The 24,456-nt window shown below is 71.8% G+C and carries 21 protein-coding genes; 2 read left to right on the top strand and 19 right to left on the bottom strand.

All coding sequences use genetic code 11. The features are described 5' to 3' along the window. Window positions 1-45 precede the first annotated feature (45 nt). The 6 genes from carB to pyrR form a co-directional block, all read right to left on the bottom strand. Window positions 46-3,354 carry a carbamoyl-phosphate synthase large subunit gene (carB, locus tag AB0947_RS15835; RefSeq protein WP_366750903.1) on the bottom strand — a complete coding sequence of 1,103 codons (3,309 nt, stop codon included), beginning with the start codon at window positions 3,352-3,354 and terminating at the stop codon, window positions 46-48. Continuing rightward, window positions 3,347-4,489 carry a glutamine-hydrolyzing carbamoyl-phosphate synthase small subunit gene (gene carA, locus AB0947_RS15830; RefSeq protein WP_366750902.1) on the bottom strand — a complete coding sequence of 381 codons (1,143 nt, stop codon included), beginning with the start codon at window positions 4,487-4,489 and terminating at the stop codon, window positions 3,347-3,349. The genes carB and carA overlap by 8 nt, the downstream gene beginning before the upstream one ends. Beyond that, window positions 4,486-5,046, bottom strand: a complete 561-nt coding sequence (locus AB0947_RS15825; RefSeq protein ID WP_366750901.1) for a hypothetical protein — start codon at window positions 5,044-5,046, stop codon at window positions 4,486-4,488. The genes carA and AB0947_RS15825 overlap by 4 nt, the downstream gene beginning before the upstream one ends. After that, complete coding sequence (locus AB0947_RS15820) at window positions 5,043-6,329, bottom strand: dihydroorotase (RefSeq protein WP_366750900.1); 1,287 nt, start codon at window positions 6,327-6,329, stop codon at window positions 5,043-5,045. Before AB0947_RS15820 ends, AB0947_RS15825 begins: the two co-directional genes overlap by 4 nt. A gap of 5 nt (window positions 6,330-6,334) precedes the next feature. Next, entirely contained in the window at window positions 6,335-7,312 is a 978-nt protein-coding gene (locus tag AB0947_RS15815) for an aspartate carbamoyltransferase catalytic subunit (protein ID WP_171158167.1), read from the bottom strand. A gap of 91 nt (window positions 7,313-7,403) precedes the next feature. Then, the gene (gene pyrR / locus AB0947_RS15810) at window positions 7,404-7,979 is read right to left on the bottom strand and encodes a bifunctional pyr operon transcriptional regulator/uracil phosphoribosyltransferase PyrR (protein WP_366750899.1); all 576 of its coding nucleotides are present in this window, start codon (window positions 7,977-7,979) and stop codon (window positions 7,404-7,406) included. Window positions 7,980-8,241: 262 nt separating this feature from the next. Between pyrR and bldD the strand changes: the two genes are divergently transcribed. Further along, entirely contained in the window at window positions 8,242-8,745 is a 504-nt protein-coding gene (bldD, locus tag AB0947_RS15805; RefSeq protein ID WP_014671524.1) for a transcriptional regulator BldD, read from the top strand. A gap of 152 nt (window positions 8,746-8,897) precedes the next feature. On the opposite strand, the gene nusB is transcribed toward bldD, so the two are convergent. The 13 genes from nusB to AB0947_RS15740 form a co-directional block, all read right to left on the bottom strand. Next, window positions 8,898-9,332, bottom strand: a complete 435-nt coding sequence (gene nusB / locus AB0947_RS15800; RefSeq protein ID WP_014671525.1) for a transcription antitermination factor NusB — start codon at window positions 9,330-9,332, stop codon at window positions 8,898-8,900. A 2-nt stretch (window positions 9,333-9,334) separates the two neighbouring features. Next, a complete protein-coding gene (efp, locus tag AB0947_RS15795) occupies window positions 9,335-9,901 on the bottom strand; it encodes an elongation factor P (RefSeq protein ID WP_009187601.1) in 567 nt (188 codons plus the stop codon). Window positions 9,902-9,950: 49 nt separating this feature from the next. Continuing rightward, a complete protein-coding gene (locus AB0947_RS15790) occupies window positions 9,951-11,057 on the bottom strand; it encodes an aminopeptidase P family protein (protein WP_366750898.1) in 1,107 nt (368 codons plus the stop codon). 299 nt (window positions 11,058-11,356) lie between these two features. Beyond that, on the bottom strand, window positions 11,357-12,256 hold the full coding sequence (locus AB0947_RS15785) for a Pro-rich N-terminal domain-containing protein (protein WP_366750897.1): 900 nt from the start codon (window positions 12,254-12,256) through the stop codon (window positions 11,357-11,359). A gap of 166 nt (window positions 12,257-12,422) precedes the next feature. Further along, complete coding sequence (aroB, locus tag AB0947_RS15780) at window positions 12,423-13,514, bottom strand: 3-dehydroquinate synthase (protein ID WP_366750896.1); 1,092 nt, start codon at window positions 13,512-13,514, stop codon at window positions 12,423-12,425. Beyond that, window positions 13,511-13,993: a shikimate kinase gene (locus AB0947_RS15775; RefSeq protein ID WP_366750929.1), complete on the bottom strand. Its 483-nt coding sequence runs from the start codon at window positions 13,991-13,993 to the stop codon at window positions 13,511-13,513. Before AB0947_RS15775 ends, aroB begins: the two co-directional genes overlap by 4 nt. Before the next feature lie 32 nt (window positions 13,994-14,025). Continuing rightward, window positions 14,026-15,210: a chorismate synthase gene (gene aroC, locus AB0947_RS15770; protein ID WP_366750895.1), complete on the bottom strand. Its 1,185-nt coding sequence runs from the start codon at window positions 15,208-15,210 to the stop codon at window positions 14,026-14,028. A 163-nt stretch (window positions 15,211-15,373) separates the two neighbouring features. Continuing rightward, window positions 15,374-16,213 carry a shikimate dehydrogenase gene (locus AB0947_RS15765; RefSeq protein WP_366750894.1) on the bottom strand — a complete coding sequence of 280 codons (840 nt, stop codon included), beginning with the start codon at window positions 16,211-16,213 and terminating at the stop codon, window positions 15,374-15,376. 150 nt (window positions 16,214-16,363) lie between these two features. Continuing rightward, window positions 16,364-18,043, bottom strand: coding sequence for an endolytic transglycosylase MltG (mltG, locus tag AB0947_RS15760; RefSeq protein WP_366750893.1), 1,680 nt, complete (start codon window positions 18,041-18,043; stop codon window positions 16,364-16,366). Window positions 18,044-18,164: 121 nt separating this feature from the next. Next, the gene (gene ruvX / locus AB0947_RS15755) at window positions 18,165-18,629 is read right to left on the bottom strand and encodes a Holliday junction resolvase RuvX (RefSeq protein WP_366750892.1); all 465 of its coding nucleotides are present in this window, start codon (window positions 18,627-18,629) and stop codon (window positions 18,165-18,167) included. Between the two features lie 14 nt (window positions 18,630-18,643). Next, the gene (gene alaS, locus AB0947_RS15750; protein WP_366750891.1) at window positions 18,644-21,316 is read right to left on the bottom strand and encodes an alanine--tRNA ligase; all 2,673 of its coding nucleotides are present in this window, start codon (window positions 21,314-21,316) and stop codon (window positions 18,644-18,646) included. Further along, complete coding sequence (locus AB0947_RS15745; RefSeq protein ID WP_366750890.1) at window positions 21,316-21,663, bottom strand: hypothetical protein; 348 nt, start codon at window positions 21,661-21,663, stop codon at window positions 21,316-21,318. The genes alaS and AB0947_RS15745 overlap by 1 nt, the downstream gene beginning before the upstream one ends. A 16-nt stretch (window positions 21,664-21,679) precedes the next feature. After that, the gene (locus AB0947_RS15740; RefSeq protein WP_086011507.1) at window positions 21,680-22,117 is read right to left on the bottom strand and encodes a DUF948 domain-containing protein; all 438 of its coding nucleotides are present in this window, start codon (window positions 22,115-22,117) and stop codon (window positions 21,680-21,682) included. Window positions 22,118-22,279: 162 nt separating this feature from the next. Here AB0947_RS15740 and AB0947_RS15735 point away from each other — a divergent pair, with 162 nt between their 5' ends. Then, entirely contained in the window at window positions 22,280-24,451 is a 2,172-nt protein-coding gene (locus tag AB0947_RS15735; RefSeq protein ID WP_366750889.1) for an AAA family ATPase, read from the top strand. Window positions 24,452-24,456 lie beyond the last annotated feature (5 nt).

Genomic DNA, 24,456 nt, shown 5'->3' with positions numbered 1-24,456 from the left:
CTCACGAAGAGGGGGACACCGTTTCCGGTGTCCCCCTCGGGGCTGCTAGTCGCGGGCCGCGGTCAGGTGTTCCGCGTGTTCCTGGAGCGAGCGGACGCCCACGTCACCGTGGTTGAGGGCGTCGATGCCCTGGACGGCCGCGGCGAGCGCCTGGACGGTCGTCAGGCACGGCACGGACCGCGCCACGGCCGCCGTACGGATGTCGTAGCCGTCGAGGCGGCCGCCGGTGCCGTACGGGGTGTTGACGATGAGGTCGACCTCGCCGTCGTGGATGAGCTGGACGATGGTCCGCTCGCCGTTCGGGCCGGTGCCCTCGGACTGCTTGCGCACGACCGTGGCGTTGATGCCGTTGCGCTTGAGGACCTCGGCGGTGCCGGAGGTGGTGAGCAGCTCGAAGCCGTGGGCGACCAGTTCGCGCGCCGGGAAGATCATCGAGCGCTTGTCGCGGTTGGCGACCGAGATGAACGCGCGGCCCTTGGTGGGCAGCGGGCCGTAGGCACCCGCCTGCGACTTGGCGTACGCCGTGCCGAAGACGGAGTCGATGCCCATGACCTCACCGGTGGAGCGCATCTCCGGGCCGAGGACGGTGTCGACGCCGCGGCCTTGGATGTCGCGGAACCGCGACCACGGCATGACGGCCTCCTTGACGGAGATCGGCGCGTCCAGCGGCAGCTCGCCGCCGTCGCCGTCCGTCGGCAGCAGGCCCTCGGCGCGCAGTTCGGCGATGGTCGCGCCCAGCGAGATGCGGGCGGCGGCCTTCGCGAGCGGCACGGCGGTCGCCTTGGAGGTGAAGGGCACCGTGCGCGAGGCGCGCGGGTTGGCCTCCAGGACGTAGAGGATGTCGCCGGCCATCGCGAACTGGATGTTGATCAGGCCGCGCACGCCGACGCCCTTGGCGATGGCCTCGGTGGAGGCGCGCAGGCGCTTGATGTCGAAGCCGCCGAGGGTGATCGGGGGCAGGGCGCACGCCGAGTCGCCGGAGTGGATGCCGGCCTCCTCGATGTGCTCCATGACGCCGCCGAGGTACAGCTCCTCGCCGTCGTAGAGGGCGTCGACGTCGATCTCGATGGCGTCGTCCAGGAAGCGGTCGACGAGGACCGGCCGGGAGGGGCTGATCTCGGTCGACTCGGCGATGTAGGAGGCCAGGCGGGTCTCGTCGTAGACGATCTCCATGCCGCGTCCGCCGAGGACGTACGACGGCCGGACCAGGACCGGGTAGCCGATCTCGTCGGCGATGGCCTTGGCCTCCGCGAAGGTGGTGGCCGTGCCGTGCTTGGGCGCCGGCAGGCCCGCCTCGGCGAGGACGCGGCCGAAGGCGCCGCGGTCCTCGGCCGCGTGGATGGCCTCGGGGGACGTGCCGACGATCGGCACGCCGTTGTCCTTCAGGGCCTGCGACAGGCCGAGCGGGGTCTGGCCGCCGAGCTGGACGACGACGCCCGCGATCGGGCCGGCCTGCTGCTCCGCGTGGACGATCTCCAGCACGTCCTCCAGCGTCAGCGGCTCGAAGTACAGGCGGTCGGAGGTGTCGTAGTCCGTGGAGACGGTCTCCGGGTTGCAGTTGACCATCACGGTCTCGTACCCGGCGGCGGACAGCGCGAAGGAGGCGTGGACGCAGGAGTAGTCGAACTCGATGCCCTGGCCGATGCGGTTCGGGCCGGAGCCCAGGATGATCACGGCGGGCTTCTCGCGCGGCGCGACCTCGGTCTCCTCGTCGTAGGAGGAGTAGAAGTACGGCGTCTTCGCGGCGAACTCGGCGGCGCAGGTGTCGACCGTCTTGTAGACCGGGCGGACGCCGAGGGCGTGCCGGACCTCGCGGACGACGTCCTCGCGCAGACCGCGGATCTCGGCGACCTGCTGGTCGGAGAAGCCGTGCCGCTTGGCCTCGGCGAGCAGCTCGCGGGTCAGCTCGGGCGCCTCGGCCAGCTCGTCGGCGATCTCCTTGATCAGGAAGAGCTGGTCGACGAACCAGGGGTCGATCTTCGTGTACTCGAAGACCTCCTGGGGGGTGGCGCCCGCGCGGATCGCCTGCATGACCGTGTTGATCCGGCCGTCGGTGGGCCGTACGGCCTCGCGCAGCAGGGTCTCCTTGTCGCCGGGCTCGCCCGTGAAGGCGAACTGGCTGCCCTTCTTCTCCAGGGAGCGCAGCGCCTTCTGGAAGGCCTCCGGGAAGTTGCGGCCGATGGCCATGGCCTCGCCGACCGACTTCATGGTGGTGGTCAGCGTGGAGTCGGCCTGCGGGAACTTCTCGAAGGCGAACCGCGGGGCCTTGACGACCACGTAGTCGAGCGTGGGCTCGAAGGAGGCCGGGGTCTCCTGCGTGATGTCGTTGGGGATCTCGTCCAGGGTGTAGCCGACGGCCAGCTTGGCGGCGATCTTCGCGATCGGGAAGCCGGTCGCCTTGGAGGCGAGCGCGGAGGACCGCGACACGCGCGGGTTCATCTCGATGACGATGACCCGGCCGTCCTCGGGGTTCACCGCGAACTGGATGTTGCAGCCGCCGGTGTCGACCCCCACCTCGCGGATGATCGCGATGCCGACGTCGCGCAGCACCTGGTACTCGCGGTCGGTCAGCGTCATCGCCGGGGCGACGGTGATCGAGTCGCCGGTGTGCACGCCCATCGGGTCGAAGTTCTCGATGGAGCAGACGACCACGACGTTGTCGTTCTTGTCGCGCATCAGCTCCAGCTCGTACTCCTTCCAGCCGAGGATGGACTCCTCCAGGAGGACCTCGGTGGTCGGGGAGAGCGTGAGGCCCTGGCCGGCGATGCGGCGCAGCTCCTCCTCGTCGTGCGCGAAGCCGGAGCCGGCGCCGCCCATGGTGAAGGACGGGCGGACGACGACCGGGTAGCCGCCGAGGGTCTCGACGCCCTTGAGGACGTCGTCCATGGAGTGGCAGATGACCGAGCGGGCGGACTCGCCGTGCCCGATCTTCTTGCGGACCTCCTCCACGACGTCCTTGAACAGGTCGCGGTCCTCGCCCTTGTGGATCGCCTCGGGCTTGGCGCCGATCAGCTCCACGCCGTACTTGGCGAGGACGCCGTTCTCGTGCAGGGAGATGGCGGTGTTCAGGGCCGTCTGGCCGCCCAGGGTGGGCAGCAGGGCGTCGGGGCGCTCCTTGGCGATGATCTTCTCGACGAACTCGGGGGTGATCGGCTCGACGTAGGTGGCGTCGGCGATCTCCGGGTCGGTCATGATCGTCGCCGGGTTGGAGTTGACGAGGACGACGCGCAGCCCCTCGGCCTTGAGCACACGGCAGGCCTGGGTGCCGGAGTAGTCGAACTCGGCGGCCTGGCCGATGACGATCGGGCCGGAGCCGATGACCAGGACGGACTGGATATCGGTGCGCTTAGGCACGCTGGCCCTCCATCAGGGAAACGAAGCGGTCGAAGAGGTAGGCGGCGTCGTGCGGGCCGGCTGCCGCTTCGGGGTGGTACTGGACGGAGAAGGCCGGCTGGTCGAGCAGCTGCAGCCCCTCCACGACGTCGTCGTTCAGGCAGACGTGCGAGACCTCGGCACGGCCGAACTTCGTCTCGCTGACCTTGTCGAGCGGCGCGTCCACGGCGAAGCCGTGGTTGTGCGCGGTGACCTCGACCTTGCCGGTCGTACGGTCCTGGACCGGCTGGTTGATGCCCCGGTGGCCGTACTTCAGCTTGTAGGTGCCGAAGCCGAGGGCGCGGCCGAGGATCTGGTTGCCGAAGCAGATGCCGAACAGCGGGGTCCTGCGCTCCAGGACGGCGGTCATCAGCGCGACCGGGCCGTCGGCGGTCGCCGGGTCGCCGGGACCGTTGGAGAAGAACACCCCGTCCGGGTCGACGGCGTAGACGTCGTCGGCCGTGGCGGTGGCGGGCAGGACGTGCACCTCGATGCCGCGCTCGGCCATGCGGTGCGGGGTCATGCCCTTGATGCCGAGGTCGATGGCGGCGACCGTGAACCGCTTCTCGCCGACCGCCGGGACGACGTACGCCTCCTGGGTGGCGACCTCCTCGTAGAGGCTCGCGCCCTTCATGTGCGGCTGGGCCTGCACGCGCTGGAGCAGCTCGGCCTCCGGGGCGATCGCCTCGCCGGAGAAGATGCCGGCCCGCATGGAGCCGCGCTCGCGCAGGTGGCGGGTGAGGGCCCGGGTGTCGATGCCGGAGATGCCGACCACGCCCTGCCGCTCCAGCTCGTCGTCCAGGGAGCGCTTGGCCCGCCAGTTGGACGGCACGCGCGCGGGGTCGCGCACGACGTAGCCGGAGACCCAGATGCGGCCGGACTCGTCGTCCTCGTCGTTCCAGCCGGTGTTGCCGATCTGGGGGGCGGTCGCGACGACGATCTGGCGGTCGTAGGACGGATCGGTGAGGGTCTCCTGGTAGCCGGTCATGCCGGTGGAGAACACGGCCTCGCCGAAGGTCTCCCCCACGGCCCCGTAGGCGCGGCCGCGGAAGGTGCGGCCGTCCTCCAGGACGAGTACGGCGGGAGCCTTCGCGGCTCCCCTGGTGGAGGTCGTCATCGTGCGCCTTCCGTGTCGTTGGTCATCTGGTTCAGGGTGTCGACCCACTCGGTGTGCTCGGCCGCGTGGTCGGAGCGGAAGCCCGAGTCGATCAGCTTGTCGCCGAGCGCCCAGGTCACCACCAGCAGTCCGCCCTCGGTGAGGACCTTGCCGGCGATGCCCTTGTCCAGCCGGGCCCCGCGCAGCGCCGCCGTGGGGACGAAGAAGTCGGTCGCGCCGGGGCGCTCGACCTTGAGGCCCGCGTCGGTCAGGGTGAGCTCGGCCCGGCTGCGGGTGCCCAGGCCGTGGGCCACGATGCGGTCCAGCCACTGTCCGGCGGTGGTGGAGCCGTGGTAGCGGCCGCTCATGCTCAGTCTGGCCGGGCCGGTCTCCTCCGGCGCGGCCGGCAGCTCCGGCAGGTCGCTCTGGAGGGTGCCGCGCCACTTCCAGCCCTCGCGCATCAGCCAGTAGACGAGCGCGATGAAGAGGACCAGTCCGACGAGCCAGCCGATACGGGCCGGCCAGTCGGTGACGTCGGCCGACCGCTTGGCCTCGGCCAGCAGGATTACAGGTGTCACGTGAGCTTCCCGTCGACGAGCGTGGCCTTGCCCCGCAGCCACGTGTGCGTCACACGGCCCGGCAGCTCACGCCCCTCGTAGGGCGTGTTGCGGCTGCGCGAGGCGAAGCCCGCGGGGTCCACCCGGCCACGGTATTCCGTGTCGACCAGCGTGAGGTTGGCGGGCTCACCAGCCGAGACGGGACGGCCGTGGCCGGTGGCCTGTCCGATGCGCGCGGGCTTGAAGGACATGCGGTCGGCGACGCCGGCCCAGTCCAGCAGGCCCGTGTCCACCATCGTCTCCTGGACCACTGACAACGCGGTCTCCAGGCCGACCATGCCCATGGCGGCAGCGGCCCACTCGCAGTCCTTGTCCTCGTGCGGGTGCGGGGCGTGGTCGGTGGCGACGATGTCGATCGTGCCGTCGGCGAGCGCCTCGCGCAGGGCCAGCACGTCGCGCTCGGTGCGCAGCGGCGGGTTGACCTTGTAGACGGGGTTGTAGGTGCGCACCAGCTCGTCGGTGAGCAGCAGGTGGTGCGGGGTGACCTCGGCGGTGACCTGGATGCCCCGGGACTTGGCCCAGCGGACGATCTCCACGGAGCCGGCGGTCGACAGGTGGCAGATGTGGACGCGGGAGCCGACGTGGTCGGCGAGGAGGACGTCGCGGGCGATGACCGACTCCTCGGCGACGGCCGGCCAGCCGCCCAGGCCCAGCTCGGCGGAGACCACGCCCTCGTTCATCTGGGCGCCCTCGGTGAGCCGCGGCTCCTGCGCGTGCTGGGCGACGACACCGCCGAAGGCCTTCACGTACTCCAGCGCGCGGCGCATGATCACGGCGTCGTCCACGCACTTGCCGTCGTCGGAGAAGACGGTGACGCCGGCGGCGGACTCGTGCATGGCGCCCAGCTCGGCGAGCTTCTTGCCCTCCAGGCCGACGGTGACGGCGCCGATGGGCTGGACGTCGCAGTAGCCGTGCTCCTGGCCGAGCCGCCAGACCTGCTCGACGACACCGGCGGTGTCGGCCACCGGGAAGGTGTTGGCCATGGCGAAGACGGCCGTGTAGCCGCCGCTCGCCGCCGCGCGGGTGCCGGTGAGGACGGTCTCGGAGTCCTCGCGGCCCGGCTCGCGCAGGTGGGTGTGCAGGTCGACCAGGCCCGGCAGCAGCACCTTGCCGCCGGCCTCGACGACCTCGGCGCCGTCGGCGGACAGCCCCGTACCGACCTCGGCGACGGTCTCACCGTCGATCAGCACGTCCTGCGGCGCGCCGCCGAGCACCTTCGCACCACGGATCAGGATCTTGCTCATGTGTCTTACTTCTCCTCGGTACGGGAGTGGGTGACGGCAGGCTCGTTCCCGCCGAGCAGCAGGTACAGGACGGCCATCCGGATGGACACGCCGTTGGCGACCTGCTCGACGGCGGTGCAGCGGCCGGAGTCGGCGACCTCGGCGGTGATCTCCATGCCGCGCACCATCGGGCCGGGGTGCATGACGATGGCGTGCTCGGGCAGCCGGGCCATGCGGTCGCCGTCGAGGCCGTAGCGCCGCGAGTACTCGCGCTCGGTCGGGAAGAAGGCGGCGTTCATGCGCTCGCGCTGGACGCGGAGCATCATCACGGCGTCGGACTTGGGCAGCGTGCTGTCGAGGTCGTAGGAGACCGCGCACGGCCAGGAGTCGACGCCGACCGGCACCAGGGTGGGCGGGGCGACCAGGGTCACCTCGGCGCCGAGCGTGTGCAGCAGGTCGACGTTGGAGCGGGCGACCCGGCTGTGCAGGACATCGCCGACGACGGTGATCCGCTTGCCGGACAGGTCCTGGCCGAGCCCGGCGTCGCGGCCGATGAGCCGGCGGCGCATGGTGAAGGCGTCCAGCAGGGCCTGGGTGGGGTGCTGGTGGGTGCCGTCGCCGGCGTTGATGACGGCCGCGTCGATCCAGCCGGAGTTGGCCAGGCGGTACGGGGCGCCGGAGGCGCCGTGCCGGATGACCACGGCGTCGACGCCCATGGCCTCCAGGGTCTGCGCGGTGTCCTTCAGGGACTCGCCCTTGGACACCGAGGACCCCTTGGCGGAGAAGTTGATGACGTCCGCGGACAGGCGCTTCTCGGCGGCCTCGAAGGAGATGCGCGTGCGCGTGGAGTCCTCGAAGAAGAGGTTGACGATCGTCCGGCCGCGCAGGGTCGGCAGCTTCTTGATCGGCCGGTCCGCCACCCGGGCCATCTCCTCGGCGGTGTCGAGGATCAGGACGGCGTCGTCGCGGGTGAGGTCGGCGGCCGAGATGAGATGACGCTGCATCTGTCAGGCTCCGTAAGGCAGTTCATTCGGGAGATTTCGGGCAGGCGGGCGCGTGTTCACGGCACGCCGCGGCGGCCGTGCGCCTGACTTGCTACTGAGCGGCCGGCTTCGCACCGAGCAGCACGGTGTCGCGACCGTCCTCCTCGGCGAGCTGGACCTTGACCGTCTCCCGCAGCGACGTGGGGAGGTTCTTGCCGACGTAGTCGGCGCGGATGGGCAGTTCGCGGTGGCCGCGGTCGACCAGGACCGCGAGCTGCACCGCGCGCGGGCGCCCGATGTCGTTCAGGGCGTCGAGGGCGGCGCGGATGGTGCGCCCGGAGAAGAGCACGTCGTCGACGAGGACGACGAGCCGGCCGTCGATGCCGTCGCCCGGGATCTCGGTGCGGGCCAGCGCGCGCGGCGGGTGCATGCGCAGGTCGTCGCGGTACATGGTGATGTCGAGCGAGCCGACCGGGACCGCGCGGTCGGTGATCTGCTCCAGCTTGGCGGCGAGCCGCTGGGCGAGGAAGACGCCCCGGGTCGGAATGCCGAGGAGCACCACGTCGTCGGCGCCCTTGGCGCGCTCGACGATCTCGTGGGCGATACGGGTGAGCACCCGGGCGATGTCGGGGCCCTCGAGAACGGGCCGTGCATCGGACGCGGGCGTGGGCGTGGCGTGCTTGTCCATACGAAACGGACCTCCTTCTCCGCCTCACGGGACGGACCTTAAAGGACGTCGGAATTGCGCCATCCACCGTAGCAGGTCACCTGGGCGGCCCCGACCGCCCCCTGTCACCCGCTTGGCCTAATCGGTCGTCACTACCACGGAAGAGTCGGTGTGGACCATTCGGCTTGACGCATCAGAGTCACGCTGCGTAACCTCACAGTGAGTTACCAGCCGCGCGGCGGGAAAGCAGCCGGCCGCGTCGACACAGTGTCCGGGGAGCTATATGTCCAGCGAATACGCCAAACAGCTCGGGGCCAAGCTCCGGGCCATCCGCACCCAGCAGGGCCTTTCCCTCCACGGTGTCGAGGAGAAGTCCCAGGGTCGCTGGAAGGCCGTGGTGGTCGGTTCCTACGAGCGCGGCGACCGTGCCGTGACCGTGCAGCGCCTGGCCGAGCTGGCCGATTTCTATGGCGTCCCGGTACAGGAGCTGCTGCCGGGCACCACTCCGGGCGGCGCCGCCGAGCCGCCGCCGAAGCTGGTCCTGGACCTGGAGCGGCTGGCCACCGTGCCGGCCGAGAAGGCGGGCCCCCTGCAGCGCTACGCGGCGACGATCCAGTCCCAGCGCGGCGACTACAACGGCAAGGTGCTCTCCATCCGCCAGGACGACCTGCGCACACTCGCCGTCATCTACGACCAGTCCCCTTCGGTCCTCACCGAGCAGCTGATCAGCTGGGGCGTCCTGGACGCGGACGCCCGCCGCGCGGTGGCGACGCACGAAGAGGCGTAGCCCTCACCCGCCTCAGCAGAAACGTGCCGCCGGGGTGGCCGGAACGCTACGGTTCCGGCCGCCCCGGCGGCTTTTCGGCGTCGGTACGGCGAACGCCGGAGGGCCCGCGGCACAGATGCGCCACGGGCCCTCCGGCGTTGGCTGTCGGGCGGTTACGCCTCGTCCCGGCGCAGGGACGGCTTGAGTTCCTTCAGGCGGCCCAGCAGGCCGTTGACGAACGACGGCGACTCGTCGGTCGAGAACTCCTTCGCCAGCTGCACCATCTCGTCCAGGACGACGGCGTCCGGGGTCTCGTCGACCCAGATCAGCTCGTACGCGCCCAGCCGCAGGATGTTGCGGTCCACGACCGGCATCCGGTCGAGCGTCCAGCCCACCGCGTACTGGGCGATCAGCTCGTCGATCCGCTTCGCGTGCTCCGCGTAGCCCTCGACCAGCTGCATCGTGTACTCGCTGACCGGCGGCTGCCGGGTGTCGGACCGGGAGAGCCGGATCCAGTCCGCGAGGACGGTCAGGACGTCGGCGCCGCGCTGGTCGCCCTCGAAGAGGATCTGGAAGGCACGCTTGCGGGCCGTATTGCGGGCAGCCACGGTTAGCTGTTCACCCGGCCGAGGTAGTCGCTGGTGCGGGTGTCGACCTTGATCTTCTCACCGGTGGTGATGAAGAGCGGGACCTGGATCTGGTGGCCGGTCTCCAGGGTGGCGGGCTTGGTGCCACCGGTGGAGCGGTCGCCCTGGACGCCCGGCTCGGTCTCCTGGACGGTCAGCTCGACGGCGGCCGGCAGCTCGACGAAGAGCACCTCGCCCTCGTGCTGCGCGACGGTGGCCGTGAAGCCCTCGATGAGGAAGTTGGCGGCGTCGCCGACGGCCTTGCGGTCGACCATCAGCTGGTCGTAGGTCTCCATGTCCATGAAGACGAAGTACTCGCCGTCCATGTACGAGAACTGCATGTCGCGCTTGTCGACAGTGGCCGTCTCGACCTTGACACCGGCGTTGAAGGTCTTGTCGACGACCTTGCCGGAGAGCACGTTCTTGAGCTTGGTGCGCACGAAGGCGGGGCCCTTGCCGGGCTTGACGTGCTGGAACTCGACGACGGACCAGAGCTGGCCGCCTTCGAGCTTGAGCACCAGGCCGTTCTTGAGGTCGTTCGTGGAAGCCACGGTTGCGGAATCTCCTGGACTGACGTGGACGACCCCGGGGCACGCACTCCTACAGCGCGAGCAGCTCCTTGGTCGTGATGGTGAGTAGCTCGGGTCCGCCGTCCGCCTCGGGGCGCACGACGAGCGTGTCATCGATCCGGACGCCGCCCCGGCCCGGGAGGTGGACCCCCGGTTCGACGGTGACCGGCACGCAAGCGTCCAGTTTACCCATGGCCGCGGGGGCCAACTGCGGGTCCTCGTCGATTTCGAGTCCGACACCGTGTCCGGTCAGCGGTGGGAGGGCCTCCGCATAGCCCGCGGAGTCCAGTACCTGGCGTGCGGCGCGGTCCACGTCACGGTAGGCGGCGCCGGGTGCCAGGAACTCGCGTCCGGCCCGCTGGGCGGCGAAGACCAGGTCGTACAGCTCGATCTGCCAGTCGGCGGGTGAGGTGCCGATGACGAAGGTGCGGCCGATCTCGCAGCGGTAGCCGCGGTAGGTGGCGCCGAGGCAGACGGAGAGGAAGTCGCCCTCCTCCACCCGCCGGTCGGTGGGGCGGTGGCCGCGGCGCCCGGCGTGCGGTCCGGTCGCCACGGACGTGGGGAAGGCCGGGCCGTCGGCGCCGTGGTCGACCAGGCGCCGCTCCAGCTCCAGCGCGAGGTGCCGTTCGGTGCGGCCGACCAGGATGGACTCCAGCAGCTCGCCGAGGGCCTGGTCGGCGATCTCGGCGCCGATGCGCAGGCAGGAGATCTCCTCCTCGTCCTTGACGACCCTGAGCTGCTCCACGGCCCCGCCGAGGTCGATGAGGCGCAGCCCCGGGGCGACGGAGGCGATGGCCCGGTGCCGGGTGACGGTGAGGTGGTGTTCCTCGACCGCCAGGGAGTCGGCGCCCTGCTCGGCGGCGAAGCCGGCCGCGGTGACGGCGGCGTCGCCGTCGGGCGCCGGGAGGACGTGCAGGCGCAGGTTCTCGTCCGGCTGGCCTTCGTGGGGGCGGTCGCCGGGCGGACCGGCGCACACCAGGACGTCCTCGCCCCTGCCGATCAGCAGCACGGCGCCGCGCGGGGCCGCGGCGGCGAGGTAGCGGACATTGGCCGGGCGGGTGACGAGCGCTGCCGCGGTGCCGGCCGCGTTGAAGTGTTCCCTCAGCCGGGATCGGCGGTTCGCGTACACCTCTGACATGAGATGAGCGTAGGAGGTTTGTCCGGATTGTGCCGATCGGCGAGGGCCGAGTGGGGTCGCGGGGCAGGTGGGGCGGGGTGGGGTGGAGTGCCGGGGCGCCCGCGCGTAATGATCGACGACCGGCAGACCCGACCCGTACCAGCCCGCCATGCGCCCGTGGATACGGGCCACCTCCTCGTCCGTCAGGCGGCGATTGCCGGTGCGCTCGGCGTCGCGCTCCAGAACGACGTCGAGCCCCGGGAGCGGACGCAGGAGATGCCGTCGGCCAGGAAGTCACCGGCCTGGCCGGAGGCCCCCGCTCACCAGTTCGGCGGGCTCGCTATCGCCCTCGCCAGGACCTCGTCCAGCACGCGGGCCGTGCCCGGGACGTCCAGCTGGGAATTGTCGATGATCGGCAGACCCGACCCGTACCAGCCCGCCATGCGCCCGTGGATACGGGCCACCTCCTCGTCCGTCAGGCGGCGATTACCAGTGCGCTCGGCGTTGCGCTCCAGAACGACGTCGAGACCCGGGAGCAGGACCACCGGGAGCAGGCCGGGACCCACGTGCCGCTTCCACCCGCCGAGGCCGACGACCGGGCGGTCCGGGAAGACGGCGTCGTCCAGGATGCAGGAGATGCCGTTGGCCAGGAAGTTGCGCGCGGCGAAGCCGCAGGTGCGACGGGCCAGGCGGTACTGGGCCTCCGAGTTGTCGTTCCAGCCGGACTGCGGGTCGGCGAAGCCGGAGCGCACCCATTCGCGGACGTCGTCCAGGCTGATGTGGGCCGTGGGGACCCGGCGGTGGTCCGCCCAGTACTTGGCGACGCTGGTCTTGCCCGCGCCGGCCGGGCCGATGAGGAGGACGGCGAGGGTGGTCGCCGTCGGGTCCGGTGCCGTGGCCGCGGCGGGCGGGGCCGCGGGGGCGCCGACCGGACCGCCGGGTGGCAGCGGGACGTGTCCCGTGCTGTCGGGGATCTGCGGGCCGGCGGTGTGCTGCGGGGGCGGGGGCGGCGGCACCTGGCCGGAGGGGACCGGGGGCTGCTGCGGGGCCGGCGGGACCGGTCCGGGCGGAGCCGGGAAGCCCGGCGGAGGGGGAACCGGGGCGGGCCCCGAGACCCCCGGGTGCGGACCCGGGTGGTGTGCCGCCGGCGCCCAGCCGGCGTGCGGTCCCTGCCCCGGCTGGTGGGGCGGCGGCAGCGGAGACCCCACTGCGTGCTGCATCCGTTGCCACTCCGTCTCGTACACACAACTGGCGCTGGCAGCGGGGGCGTGGCCCCGCTCGCCACCGAACGGTACCGTCCCCGGCCGTCGTTTGGTGAAACGGCCGGGGACGGTCAGAAGTGCCCCGCGGGCGAAGGAAGTCGGACGCGGCGAGCGGTCCGGGGGCCTACTGGCCGACTTCGCCGTAGGCGGCGAGCAGGACGGCCGGGTCCGGGCCCTCCAGGACGGTCGGCCTGGCCAGGCCGTCCAGGACGATGAAGCGCAGCAGGTCGCCACGGGACTTCTTGTCGACCTTCATCGCCTCCAGCAGCTTGGGCCACTGGTCGTAGCGGTAGTGCAGCGGCAGGCCGACCGATTCGAGGACGCTGCGGTGGCGGTCGGCCGTCGCGTCGTCCAAGCGGCCCGCGAGGCGGCCCAGTTCGGCGGCGAAGTGCATGCCGACCGCGACCGCGGCCCCGTGCCGCCACTTGTACCGCTCGTTCTTCTCGATGGCGTGGCCCAGCGTGTGACCGTAGTTCAGGATCTCCCGCCGGCCCGACTCCTTCAGGTCCGAGGAGACGACATCGGCCTTCACCCGGATCGACCGCTCGATCAGCTCGGACGTGTGCGGGCCCCCCGGGGTACGGGCGGCCTGCGGGTCCGCCTCGATCAGGTCCAGGATCACCGGGTCGGCGATGAACCCCGCCTTGATGATCTCGGCGAGGCCGGAGACGTAGTCGTGCACCGGCAGGGAGTCCAGCGCAGCCAGGTCGCACAGCACACCGGCCGGCGGGTGGAAGGCGCCGACCAGGTTCTTGCCCTCGGCGGTGTTGATGCCGGTCTTGCCGCCGACCGCCGCGTCGACCATGGCCAGCACGGTCGTGGGGACGGCGATCCAGCGCACCCCGCGCAGCCAGGTCGCGGCGACGAACCCGGCCAGGTCGGTGGTGGCGCCGCCGCCGACACCGACGACGACGTCGGTGCGGGTGAAACCGCTCTGGCCCAGCGCCTTCCAGCAGTAGGCGGCGACCTCGGCGGTCTTGGCCTCCTCCGCGTTGGGCACCTGGATCGCCACGGCCTCGTAGCCCTGGTCGGCCAGGTCGGCGCGCAGCGCCTCCCCGGTCTCCGCCAGCGCCTCCGGGTGGATCACGGCGACCCGCTTGGCCCGTGCCCCGATCAGCCCGGGCAGCTCGCCCAGGAGCTGCCGGCCCACCAGCACCTCGTAGGGGTCGGTGCCAGCGGTGCCGGCGACCTGGATCCGGGTGACTGCCTCGCTCATACCTGCTTCAACTCCAGTGCGTCCAGCGCCGCCTGCGCGACCTCTTCCGGAGTGCGGCCGTCCGTCGCGACGACGGCGGTGGCGACCTCCTCGTACAGGTGCCGGCGCGCCTCCATCAGCTCCCGCCACTGCTTGCGCGGGTTGACCGCGAGCAGCGGGCGGGCCACGTTCAGACCGGTGCGTTTGACGGCCTCCTCGACCTCCATCGAGAGGTACAGCACCCGCTGTCCGGCCAGCAGCGCGCGCGTGTCCGCGTCCAGGACCGCCCCGCCGCCCAGTGCGACGACGCCCCGGTGCTCGGCGAGCGCGGCCCGCACGGCGGCCTTCTCCAGGGCGCGGAAGGCGGCCTCGCCCTCGTCCACGAAGATCTCGGCGATGGTGCGGCCCCCGGCCGCCACGATGTCCTCGTCGGTGTCCCGGTAGCCGACGCCGAGGCGCTCGGCGAGCAGCAGGCCGACGGTGGACTTGCCCACGCCCATCGGCCCGACCAGGACGACCAGCGGCGTGCCGCTCACCGGATCGCCAGGTTGTCGAGGTACGACCGGACGTTGCGGCGGGTCTCCGGGACGGAGTCACCGCCGAACTTCTCGGCGACCGCGTCCGCGAGGACGAGCGCCACCATGGCCTCGGCGACGATGCCGGCCGCCGGGACGGCGGAGACGTCGGAGCGCTGGTGGTGGGCCTGGGCGGGCTCGCCGGTGGTGACGTCCACCGTCCTGAGGGCGCGCGGCACGGTGGCGATGGGCTTCATCGCCGCGCGCACCCGCAGCAGCTCACCGGTGCTGAGGCCGCCCTCGGTGCCGCCCGACCGGCCGGAGACGCGCCGGATGCCCTCCGGCGTGCCCACGATCTCGTCGTGGGCCTGGGAGCCGGGCACGCGGGCCAGTTCGAAGCCGTCGCCGATCTCGACGCCCTTGATCGCCTGGATGCCCATGAGCGCGCCGGCGAGGCGGGCGTCCAGCTTGCGGTCCCAGTGCACGTGCGAGCCGAGGCCGACCGGGACGCCGTAGGCCAGCACCTCGACCACGCCGCCCAGGGTGTCGCCGTCCTTGTGGGCCTGGTCGATCTCCGCGACCATCGCCTTGGAGGCGTCCGCGTCGAGGCAGCGCACCGGGTCGGCGTCGAGCTTGTCGACATCGGCCGGGGTGGGGTAGACGCCCCGCGGGGCCTTGACGGAGCAGAGTTCGACGACGTGGGAGACGATCTCGACGCCGGCCGTCTCCTTCAGGTACGACCGGGCGACCGCGCCCAGCGCCACCCGGGCCGCCGTCTCGCGGGCCGAGGCGCGCTCCAGGATCGGGCGGGCCTCGTCGAAGCCGTACTTCTGCATGCCCGCCAGGTCGGCGTGGCCGGGGCGGGGGCGGGTCAGCGGCGCGTTGCGGGCCAGGCCCGCCAGCACCTCGGGGTCGACCGGGTCGGCCGCCATGACCTGCTCCCACTTGGGCCACTCGGTGTTGCCCACCATGATCGCCACCGGGGAGCCCAGGGTCAGCCCGTGCCGGACCCCGCCGAGGAACGTGACCTCGTCGCGCTCGAACTTCATCCGCGCACCGCGGCCATAGCCGAGCCGCCGCCGCGCCAGGTGGTCCGCCACCATCTCCGTGGTGATCGGCACGCCGGCGGGAAGACCCTCCAGCGTCGCGACAAGTGCGGGACCGTGGGACTCCCCCGCGGTCAGCCAACGCAGCCTGCTCAACGGTGCTCCTCAGTGCTCGCGCCCGGTACTGCCCGCCGTACACGCGTCCTCGTGTACGGCGACGGCGCCGCCGGGTGCGCGACCCCGGTACGCCACCTCCGATCCTCCCACGTCCCGGGGCGCGGACCGGCCGCCGGTCCAGCAGGCGGACGGGTGCGGCGCGTCAGCGGGCCGCGAGCGCCTGCTCGCCGGCGTGCCGCATGGCCGCCAGGGGGCCCGGGGTGTGCCCGGTCATCTGCTCGAACTGGAGCACGGCCTGGTGGACCAGCAGGTCGAGGCCGCCGACCACGGCACCGCCGAACATGGACCAGCGAGCCGCGAGCTCGGTGGGCCAGGGGTCGTAGAGCACGTCGAAGAGGGTGGCGGGGCGTTCGGGTACGGCGGCGGCGAGGGCGTCCGTCGTGCCGACGGGCGTGGTGGCGATGACCAGCGGGGCGCGCAGGGCCTCGGCCGCGTCGGCCCAGTCCGCCGTGCGGACGTCCACGTCGAGCCGTTCGCCCCACTGCCGCATCTCGGCGGCGCGGGCCTCGCTGCGGACGTAGGCGACGACCTCGCCGGTGCAGATCCGGGCCAGTGCGGCGAGCGCGGAGGAGGCGGTGGCGCCGGCGCCGAGGACGGCGGCGGAGTCGACCTGTTCGATGCCGTGCTCGCGCAGGGCGGCCACCATGCCGGGGATGTCGGTGTTGTCGCCGAGCCGGCGGCCGTCCTCGGTGAGGACGAGCGTGTTGACCGCGTCGACCGAGGCGGCCGTTTCGCTGATCTCGTCCACCAGCGGGATGACCGCCCGTTTCAGCGGCATCGTCAGCGACAGCCCCGCCCACTCCGGACCGAGCCCGTCCAGGAAGCCGGGCAGGGCGGCCTCGTCCACGTCGAAGCGCTCGTACGACCAGCCGGTGAGGCCGGCCGCCTCGTACGCGGCCCGGTGCAGCACCGGGGAGAGGGAATGGGCGATCGGCGAACCGAGCACGGCGGCACGGCGGCCACCGACTACCCCTGACGCCATGGGCACCTGTCCTTGAGCTTCGATCCGGTGGACGCTCCGGGCGTCCGGTCCCCGTCGCCTGCCGACCGTCCACCGAAGCCCTGGGCCGATCCTACCGTCCTCGCGTCCTGGGGCCGGGCGACGGTCCGCCGGTGCCCGTCGCGCCCGCCGTCAGTTCTTCTTCCTCGCCTCGTTCCACTGGTTGACCAGCTCCTCGTGCTCCGCGAGCGTCTTCGTGAACTTGCTGGTCTTGCCGTCCATGGAGATGAAGTAGTACCAGCCGTCGTGGGTCGGGTTGAGCGAGCCCTTGAGCGCTTCCTCGCCGGGGTTGTCGATGGGGCCGGGCGGCAGTCCCTTGGTGAAGTAAGTGTTGTAGGGGCTGTTGTACCGGCGCAGCTCGGCGACGCTCAGGTCGATCTTGCTCTGGTTCTTCACGTAGTTGTACGTGGAGTCGAACTCCAGCCGCCCGTACGTCTGCGGGTTGTCCAGCTTGAGGCGGTTGTAGACGACCTCCGCCATCTTGCGGAAGTCGTCGTGGCTGGTGCCCTCGGCCTGCACCAGGCTCGCGACGGTGAGCACCTGCCAGGGGCTGTCCAGGCCGAGCACCTGGGCCTTCTTCTCCAGGCCCAGTCTCCGGTACTCGGCGGACGCCTGGGCGACCATCTTCCTCAGGACGGCTTCGGGCTTCTGCCCCTTGGCGACGGCGTAGCTGGACGGGTAGAGGAACCCTTCCAGCGGGTCCTTGAGATTCGGGTGGTCCGTCGCCCAGGCCGGCAGCCCGAGGTGCTTGTACTCCTTCTTCGCGACGCGCGCCGTGGTGCCCGCCGACACGCCGAGGCGCTTGTCGATCAGGGCGTACACCGCCGTGTTGCGAAGGCCCTCGGCGATGATCAGGTTGCTGCGGCTCTTCGGACTCAGCATCAGTTCCACCGCACTGGCGGCGGACATCTCCTTCTGGAGGGTGTACACACCGTCCTGGAGGGACTTGCCGTCAGGGTTGGCCTGGAGTGCGGAGACGAACGCGGCCGCGCTCTCGACGACGCCCGCATCCTTCAGCTTCTGGCCGATCTCCCAGCCGCCCGCGCCCTTGGGGATCTCGACCGTGACCTGCTCGCCGTTGCCGTTACCCGCGTAGTCCGGAGCCGTGCCGAAACGATTTTGGTAGAACTTGTAGCCGAAGTACCCGACGCCGCCGAGGCCGCCGCCGAACACCAGGACGACCACCATGCAGGCACAGCCGGTGCGCCGCTTCCTGCTCTTGACGGGCTTCTTGCCGCGCCGCTCACGCCGGCTCTGGAGCTCGTGCTCCTCCTCGCCGTCCTCGTCGCCGCCTCCCGCGAAGAAGGCGTGCTCCTCCTCGCCGGCCGCCTCCGGCTCGGGCTCCGGCTCGGGCTGCCGGCGGCCGGGCGGCTCCGGCGGCGGGTAGGCGTCCTCGGTCGGGTAGAAGTCGGGCTGCTCCGCGCCGTAGGCCACGGGCTGCTGGCCGTACGGGTCGCCGGGGTCGGCGGCGTAGGGCACGTGGCCGTGGGTGCCGGTCGCGTCCCAGCCGCCCTGGTGGAACGGCTGCTGGGTCTGGTGGGCGAAGCGCTGGTCGTACTCGGCGCCCGGTCCGTCGTGGTACTGGTGCTGCCGGTCGTCGTACCCGGGCTGGTGCTCCTGACTCCAGTCGCCGTGCTGCTGCTGTTCCTGGCTCCAGTCGCCGTGCTGCGGCGCCTGCGGATGGTGCTGCGGCTGGCCGCCGTAGGGAGACCGCGGGCCCGCCTGGGCCTGCCGTCCCCATCCGCCGTCCCCGTACAACGGGTCCTCCGGATGCCACGGTTCGGAGCCTTGGCCCCGGCCATACTCAGTCATCGATCCCCTAGAGCCGCGAGGCCGACGGTCACGCGGCCGGGGGCCGGCTTCCGCTCCGCCTCTTTCTGTGCCCCGGCTGTTCGAACACCGGCGCATCGCGCGGAACGTTACCGTATCGCGATCAGATGACCACTTCGACGCCTTCGCCGGGTGGTTCACCTGACACCCGTTCGGATTCCAGGGCCTGCTGCAAAATGATGACGGCGGCGGCCTGGTCGATGACCGCGCGGCCCTTCTTCGACCTCACGCCCGAGGCGCGCAGCCCCTGACTGGCCGTCACCGTCGTCATCCGTTCGTCCACCAGCCGCACCGTCACCGGCTTGAGGCCCCTCGCCAGCTCCTGGGCGAAGGCGCGGACCTTGACCGCGGCCGGGCCCTCGCCCCCCTTGAGGGAGCGAGGCAGGCCGACGACGACCTCGATCGGTTCGTACTCCTCCACCAGCTGACGCAGCCGGCGGTGGGCGGCGGGGACGTCCCGGCCCGGGACGGTCTCCACCGGGGTGGCGAGGATCCCGTCGGGGTCGCACGAGGCGACCCCGATCCGGGCGTCCCCGACGTCGATCGCGAGCCGACGTCCTCTGCGCATGTTCCGGCCGCTTCCTACTTGGCGGTCTCGGCGACCAGGCGCTCGACGGCGTCGACGGCCTCGCCGACGGCCGCCGGGTTCTGGCCGCCGCCCTGGGCGACGTCCGGCTTGCCGCCACCGCCGCCGCCGAGCGTCTTGGCGGCCGTGCGGACCAGGTCACCGGCCTTGAGGCCGCGCTCGCGGGCGGCCTCGTTGGTGGCGATGACCGTGAGCGGCTTGCCGTTGTTGACCGTGAACAGGGCCACGACGGCGGCCCGGCCGCCCTGGATGCGGCCGCGCACGTCCAGGACCAGCTTGCGCAGGTCGTCCGGGGTGGTGCCGTCCAGGACCCGGCCGGTGACCAGGGCCACGCCCCGCACGTCCTTGGCGGACTCGGCGAGACCGGCGGCGGCCTGGAGCACCTTCTCGGCGCGGAACTTCTCGATCTCCTTCTCGGCGTCCTTCAGCTTGCCGAGCATGGCGGAGACCTTCTCCGGCAGCTCCTCCGGGCGGCCCTTGAGCAGCTCGGTCAGCTGGTGGACGACCGTGTGCTCGCGGGCGAGGAAGTTGTAGGCGTCGACGCCGACCAGGGCCTCGATACGGCGCACACCCGAGCCGATGGAGGACTCGCCGAGCAGCTTGACCAGGCCCAGCTGGGCGGTGTTGTGCACGTGCGTGCCGCCGCACAGCTCCTTGGAGAAGTCGCCGATGGTCACGACCCGGACCCGCTCGCCGTACTTCTCGCCGAACTCGGCGATGGCGCCCTGCTTCTTGGCCTCGTCGATGCCCATGATGTCGGCGCGCACGTCGAGGTCGCGGGCGAGCACCTCGTTGATCTTCTGCTCGACGTCGGTCATCACGGCCGTCGGCACGGCGGACGGGGAGCCGAAGTCGAAGCGGAAGCGGCCGGGCTGGTTCTCGGAACCGGCCTGGGCGGCCGTCGGGCCGAGGGCGTCGCGCAGCGCCTGGTGGGTGAGGTGGGTGGCCGAGTGGGCGCGGGCGATGGCCATACGGCGGCGGGCGTCGATGGCGGCGTGGGCCTTGGCGCCGACGGTCACCTCGCCGACCTGGACGACGCCCTTGTGGACGTACACGCCCGGGACCGGCTTCTGGCAGTCGCGGACCTCGATGACGGCACCGGAGTCGACCCTGATCCGGCCGGTGTCGCCGATCTGGCCGCCGCCCTCGGCGTAGAACGGGGTGCGGTCCAGGACGACCTCGACCTCGTCGCCCTCGGTGGCGGCCGGCGAGGAGACACCGTTGACGAGGATGCCGACGATCGTGGACTCGCCCTCGGTGTCGGTGTAGCCGATGAAGTCGGTCTCGCCGGCGGCGTCGGCGATCTCGCGGTAGGCACCGAGGTCGGCGTGGCCGGTCTTCTTGGCCTGGGCGTCGGCCTTGGCGCGCTCCCGCTGCTCCTTCATCAGGCGGCGGAAGCCCTCCTCGTCCACGGAGAGGCCCTGTTCGGCGGCCATCTCCAGGGTGAGGTCGATCGGGAAGCCCCAGGTGTCGTGGAGCAGGAAGGCCTTGTCGCCGGGCAGGACGGCGGAGCCGGCGGCCTTGGTCTCGGTGACGGCGGTGTCGAGGATGTTGGTGCCGGCCTTCAGCGTCTTGAGGAAGGCGTTCTCCTCGGCGACGGCGACCTTCTCGATGCGCTCGCGGTCGGTGACCAGCTCGGGGTACTGCTGGCCCATCATCCGGATCACGATGTCGATGAGGTCCTTGACGACCGGTCCGGTGGCCCCGAGCAGACGCATGTTGCGGATGGCGCGGCGCATGATGCGGCGCAGCACGTAGCCACGGCCCTCGTTGCCGGGCGTGACGCCGTCACCGATGAGCATGGTGGCGGTGCGCATGTGGTCGGTGACCACGCGCAGGGAGACGTCCGAGGTGTGCGAGTCGCCGTAGTGGACACCGGTCAGCTCGGTGGCGCGCTTGATGACCGCCATGGAGGTGTCGATCTCGTACATGTTCTGCACGCCCTGCAGAATCATGGCGAGCCGCTCCAGGCCGAGGCCCGTGTCGATGTTCTTGCTCGGCAGGTCCCCGAGGATCTCGAAGTTGTCCTTGCCGGTGCCCTCGCCGCGCTCGTACTGCATGAAGACGAGGTTCCAGATCTCCACGTACCGCTCGTCGTTGACGGCGGGGCCGCCCTCGACGCCGAACTCGGGGCCGCGGTCGTAGTTGATCTCGGAGCAGGGGCCGCAGGGGCCGGGGACGCCCATGGACCAGAAGTTGTCCTTCATGCCCAGGCGCTGGATGCGCTCCTTGGGCACGCCGACGACCTCGTGCCAGATCTGCTCGGCCTCGTCGTCGTCCTGGTAGACGGTGATCCACAGGCGCTCGGGGTCGAGGCCGTAACCGCCCTTGTCCTGGGGGCTGGTGAGCAGCTCCCAGGCGAGCTTGATGGCGCCTTCCTTGAAGTAGTCGCCGAAGGAGAAGTTGCCGCACATCTGGAAGAACGTGCCGTGGCGCGTGGTCTTGCCGACCTCTTCGATGTCGGGCGTGCGCACGCACTTCTGCACGCTGGTGGCGCGCGGGAACGGCGGCTTGACCTCACCCAGGAAGTAGGGCTTGAAGGGCACCATGCCGGCGGGGACGAGGAGCAGAGTCGGGTCGTCCGCGATGAGCGACGCCGAAGGGACGACGGTGTGCCCGCGCTCCTCGAAGAAGCTCAGCCAGCGGCGGCGAATCTCGGCCGACTCCATCAGTGGTCCTCATTCCGGTTGTACGAGTACGTCGTGTTCTCGATGTACTGCGGGTTGCTGCGGTTGTTCTCTATGGCGGCATACCGCCGGGACGCCGTGAGTCCGGGGCTCTCCTGGATGCCGAGCGCCTCCTCCAGCTCGGCCTCCCGCTGGGCCATGTTGTCGCGGACGTCGAGCGCGAAGCCGACCGCGCGGTCCTTCAGCCGCTGACCGGTCTCCAGGGCCTTGTTCGCCGCGGTGGCGGCCAGGCTCTCCGGGGTCAGTTGCTTCAGCTTGCGGTTGACCTTGGTGGTGGCCCACACACCGGCGGCGACACCCGTGGTGAACCAGAACGTACGGCGGAACATCGCTCGGTCTCAGTCCTTACTTCCGCTTGCGCCGTGCGGCGGGGACCGTCCGGCCCACGATCACGGTACGCCGGGGCGACTTCCCCGGCACGTCCTCCTCCTTGCGGCCGCCGAGCGCCCGGCGGACGCCGTAGCCGAAGGCCGCGACCTTCACCAGCGGGCCGCCGAAGGTGGAGGCGACGGTGGTGGACAGCGCGGAGGCGTTCGACGTCACCTCCTGCACGTCGGAGGCGATCGCGTCGACCCGGTCGATCTGCGTCTGCGCGGAGCGCACCGCCTGGGAGGCGTCGGCGAGCAGCGGGACCGCCTGATCGGTCACGTCCGCCACGAGCTTGGTGGTCGCCTTGAGCGTCTGGGCCAGCCTCGCCAGTGCGACGGCGAGGAAGGAGACCAGGATCGCCCAGAAGACGGCCACCAGGATCCCGGCCACCTCACCACCGGACACTGTGCGCACCCGCTCCCTGAAACGTGCTCTGAACATCTGAACCATGCAAAAGCAGTGTCCCGAGCCTATCGCGCCGGGGCGGAGGCTCCGTACCGGATTACCGGGTGCAGCGGGCGGGGTTGCGGGAAGCGATTGTACGCGGTGAACACGGTTCAGTACGCTCCGTGTCCCATGCGAGGTCCTCACAGCCCCGGCTCCCGGGCGGACGGCGATCCGCCCCTCGAACTCACCGCTTTCGTCGGGCGCTCGGCCGAGGCGGCCGGGCTGACGGCGGCGCTCGGCCAGGCACGGCTGGTGACCGTGACCGGGGTGGGCGGGGTCGGCAAGTCCCGGCTGGCCGCACGGGTGGCGGCGCGCTGGGCGTCCACCGGCCGGGCGGACGCCCCGGTCCTGGGGCGGGTGGAGCTGGCGGCGGTGCGGGACCCGCAGTTCGTGGAGTACGCGGCCGTGGAGGCGCTGGGGCTGACCGACCACACGACGCGTCTGCCCCGTCAGACGCTGCTGGAGCATCTGGCCGGGCGGCGGGCGCTGTTGGTGCTGGACGGCTTCGAGCACCTGGTGGCCGCCTGTGCCGAGCTGACGGCGGAGCTGCTGCGCAGGCTCCCGGAGCTGCGGGTGCTGGCCGTCGGCCGGCGCCCGCTCGGTCTCGCGGGCGAGCGGCTGTTCCCGCTGGCGCCGCTCGGCGAGGACGAGGCGGTGGAGCTGTTCACGGACCGGGCGCGGGCGCAGGGCGTGCCGGTGGCCGACGGCGCCGAGGTGCGGGAGCTGTGCCGGCGGCTGGAGGGCATCCCGCTGGCTCTGGAGCTGGCGGCCGGGCGGCTGCGGGCGCTGTCCCCGGCGCAGTTGCTGCGGCGCCTGGACGACCGGTTCCGGCTGCTGACCGGTGGGGGCCGGGACGTCCTCCCCCGCCACCAGACGCTGCGCACGGCGATCGGCTGGAGCCACGAGCTGTGCTCGCCGGCCGAACGGCTGCTGTGGGCACGGCTGTCGGTGTTCGCGCACTCCTTCGACCTGGAGGCGGCCGAGTACGTGTGCAGCGGGGACGGGCTGGCCGCCGACGACGTGCTGGACGTGCTGTCGGAGCTGCTGGTCCAGTCGGTGGTCTGCCGTGAGGAGACCCCGGCGGGCCCGCGCTACCGGATGCTCGACACCGTCCGGGCCTACGGCGCCGAGTGGCTGGAGGCGACCGGGGACGCGGGCCGGCTGCGCAGACGGCACCGCGACTGGTACCTGGGCCTCGCCACCATGTGCGAGCTGGACTGGTTCTCGCCCCGGCAGCGTGAGGTGGCCGCGCGGGTCGAGGCGGAGCTGCCGAACCTGCGGACCGCGCTGGAGTTCTGCCTGACCGAGCCGGAGGAGGCGCACCTCGGCCAGCATCTGGCGGGTTCGCTGTGGTTCTGCTGGGTGGGGTGCGGCCGGCTCGCGGAGGGGCGGCGGTGGCTGGAGCGCGGCCTGGAGCTGGACTCGGAGTACGAGCGGTCCCGGCTGAAGGCGCTGTGGGTGCTCGGCTACGTGGCGGTCCTCCAGGGCGACGCCGTACCGGCGCTGCGGGCCCTGCGGATGTGCCGCGAGCAGGCGGAACGGTCCGCCGATCCGGCGGCGGTGGCGTACGCCGAGCACCGCACCGGCTGCCTGGCCCTGGTCACGGACGACCTGGCCCGCGCGGAGACGCTGCTGCGGTCGGCGCTGGACCGCTACCGGGAGATCGGCGAGCTGAACAGCAACGTCCTGATGGGCCAGGTGGAACTCGCCATGGCGCGGGCCTTCCAGGGGGACCTGCCGGACGCGGTGCGGCTGTGCGAGGACGTGCGCCGGGTGTGCGAGGACCACGGGGAGCGGTGGGCGCGGTCGTACGCCCTGTTCGTGCTGGCGTACGCGGCCTGGCAGGGCGGTGACGCGGCCCGCGCGCGGGAGCTGCTGACGGACTGCCTGGACAACGCCCACGGCTTCCACGACCTGCTGGGCACGGTGCTGTCGATCGAGCTGCTGGCCCTGGTGACGGTGACGCAGGGCGACCCGGTGGAGGCGGCGGTGCTCCAGGGCGCCGCCGGACGGATGTGGCCGTCGGTCGGGCTGCCGCTGTTCGGCTCGGCCTACTACAACGCGCCGCACGAGCACTGCGAGACGGCGGCCCGGGAGGCGCTGGGCGACGAGCGGTACGAGGAGTGGGTGCGCCGGGGGGCGCGGCTGGACCGGGAGAGCGCGGTCGCCCGTGCGCTGCGGAAGGACGGACGGCCGCTGCCGGCGCTGCCCGCGCCGCGGGGCCCGGTCCCGCGCACCCGCCCCGGACAGCGCGAACCCGCCGCCTCGCCCACCCGGAAGGGCGGGGAGACGGCGGGCTGAGGAAG

The organism is Streptomyces sp. NPDC047841, from assembly GCF_040704085.1.
In the GTDB taxonomy this organism is placed as follows: Bacteria; Actinomycetota; Actinomycetes; order Streptomycetales; family Streptomycetaceae; genus Streptomyces; species Streptomyces argyrophylli.
Note: the sequence above shows the minus strand (reverse complement) of the source record. Positions and strands in the feature narration are given on the sequence as shown.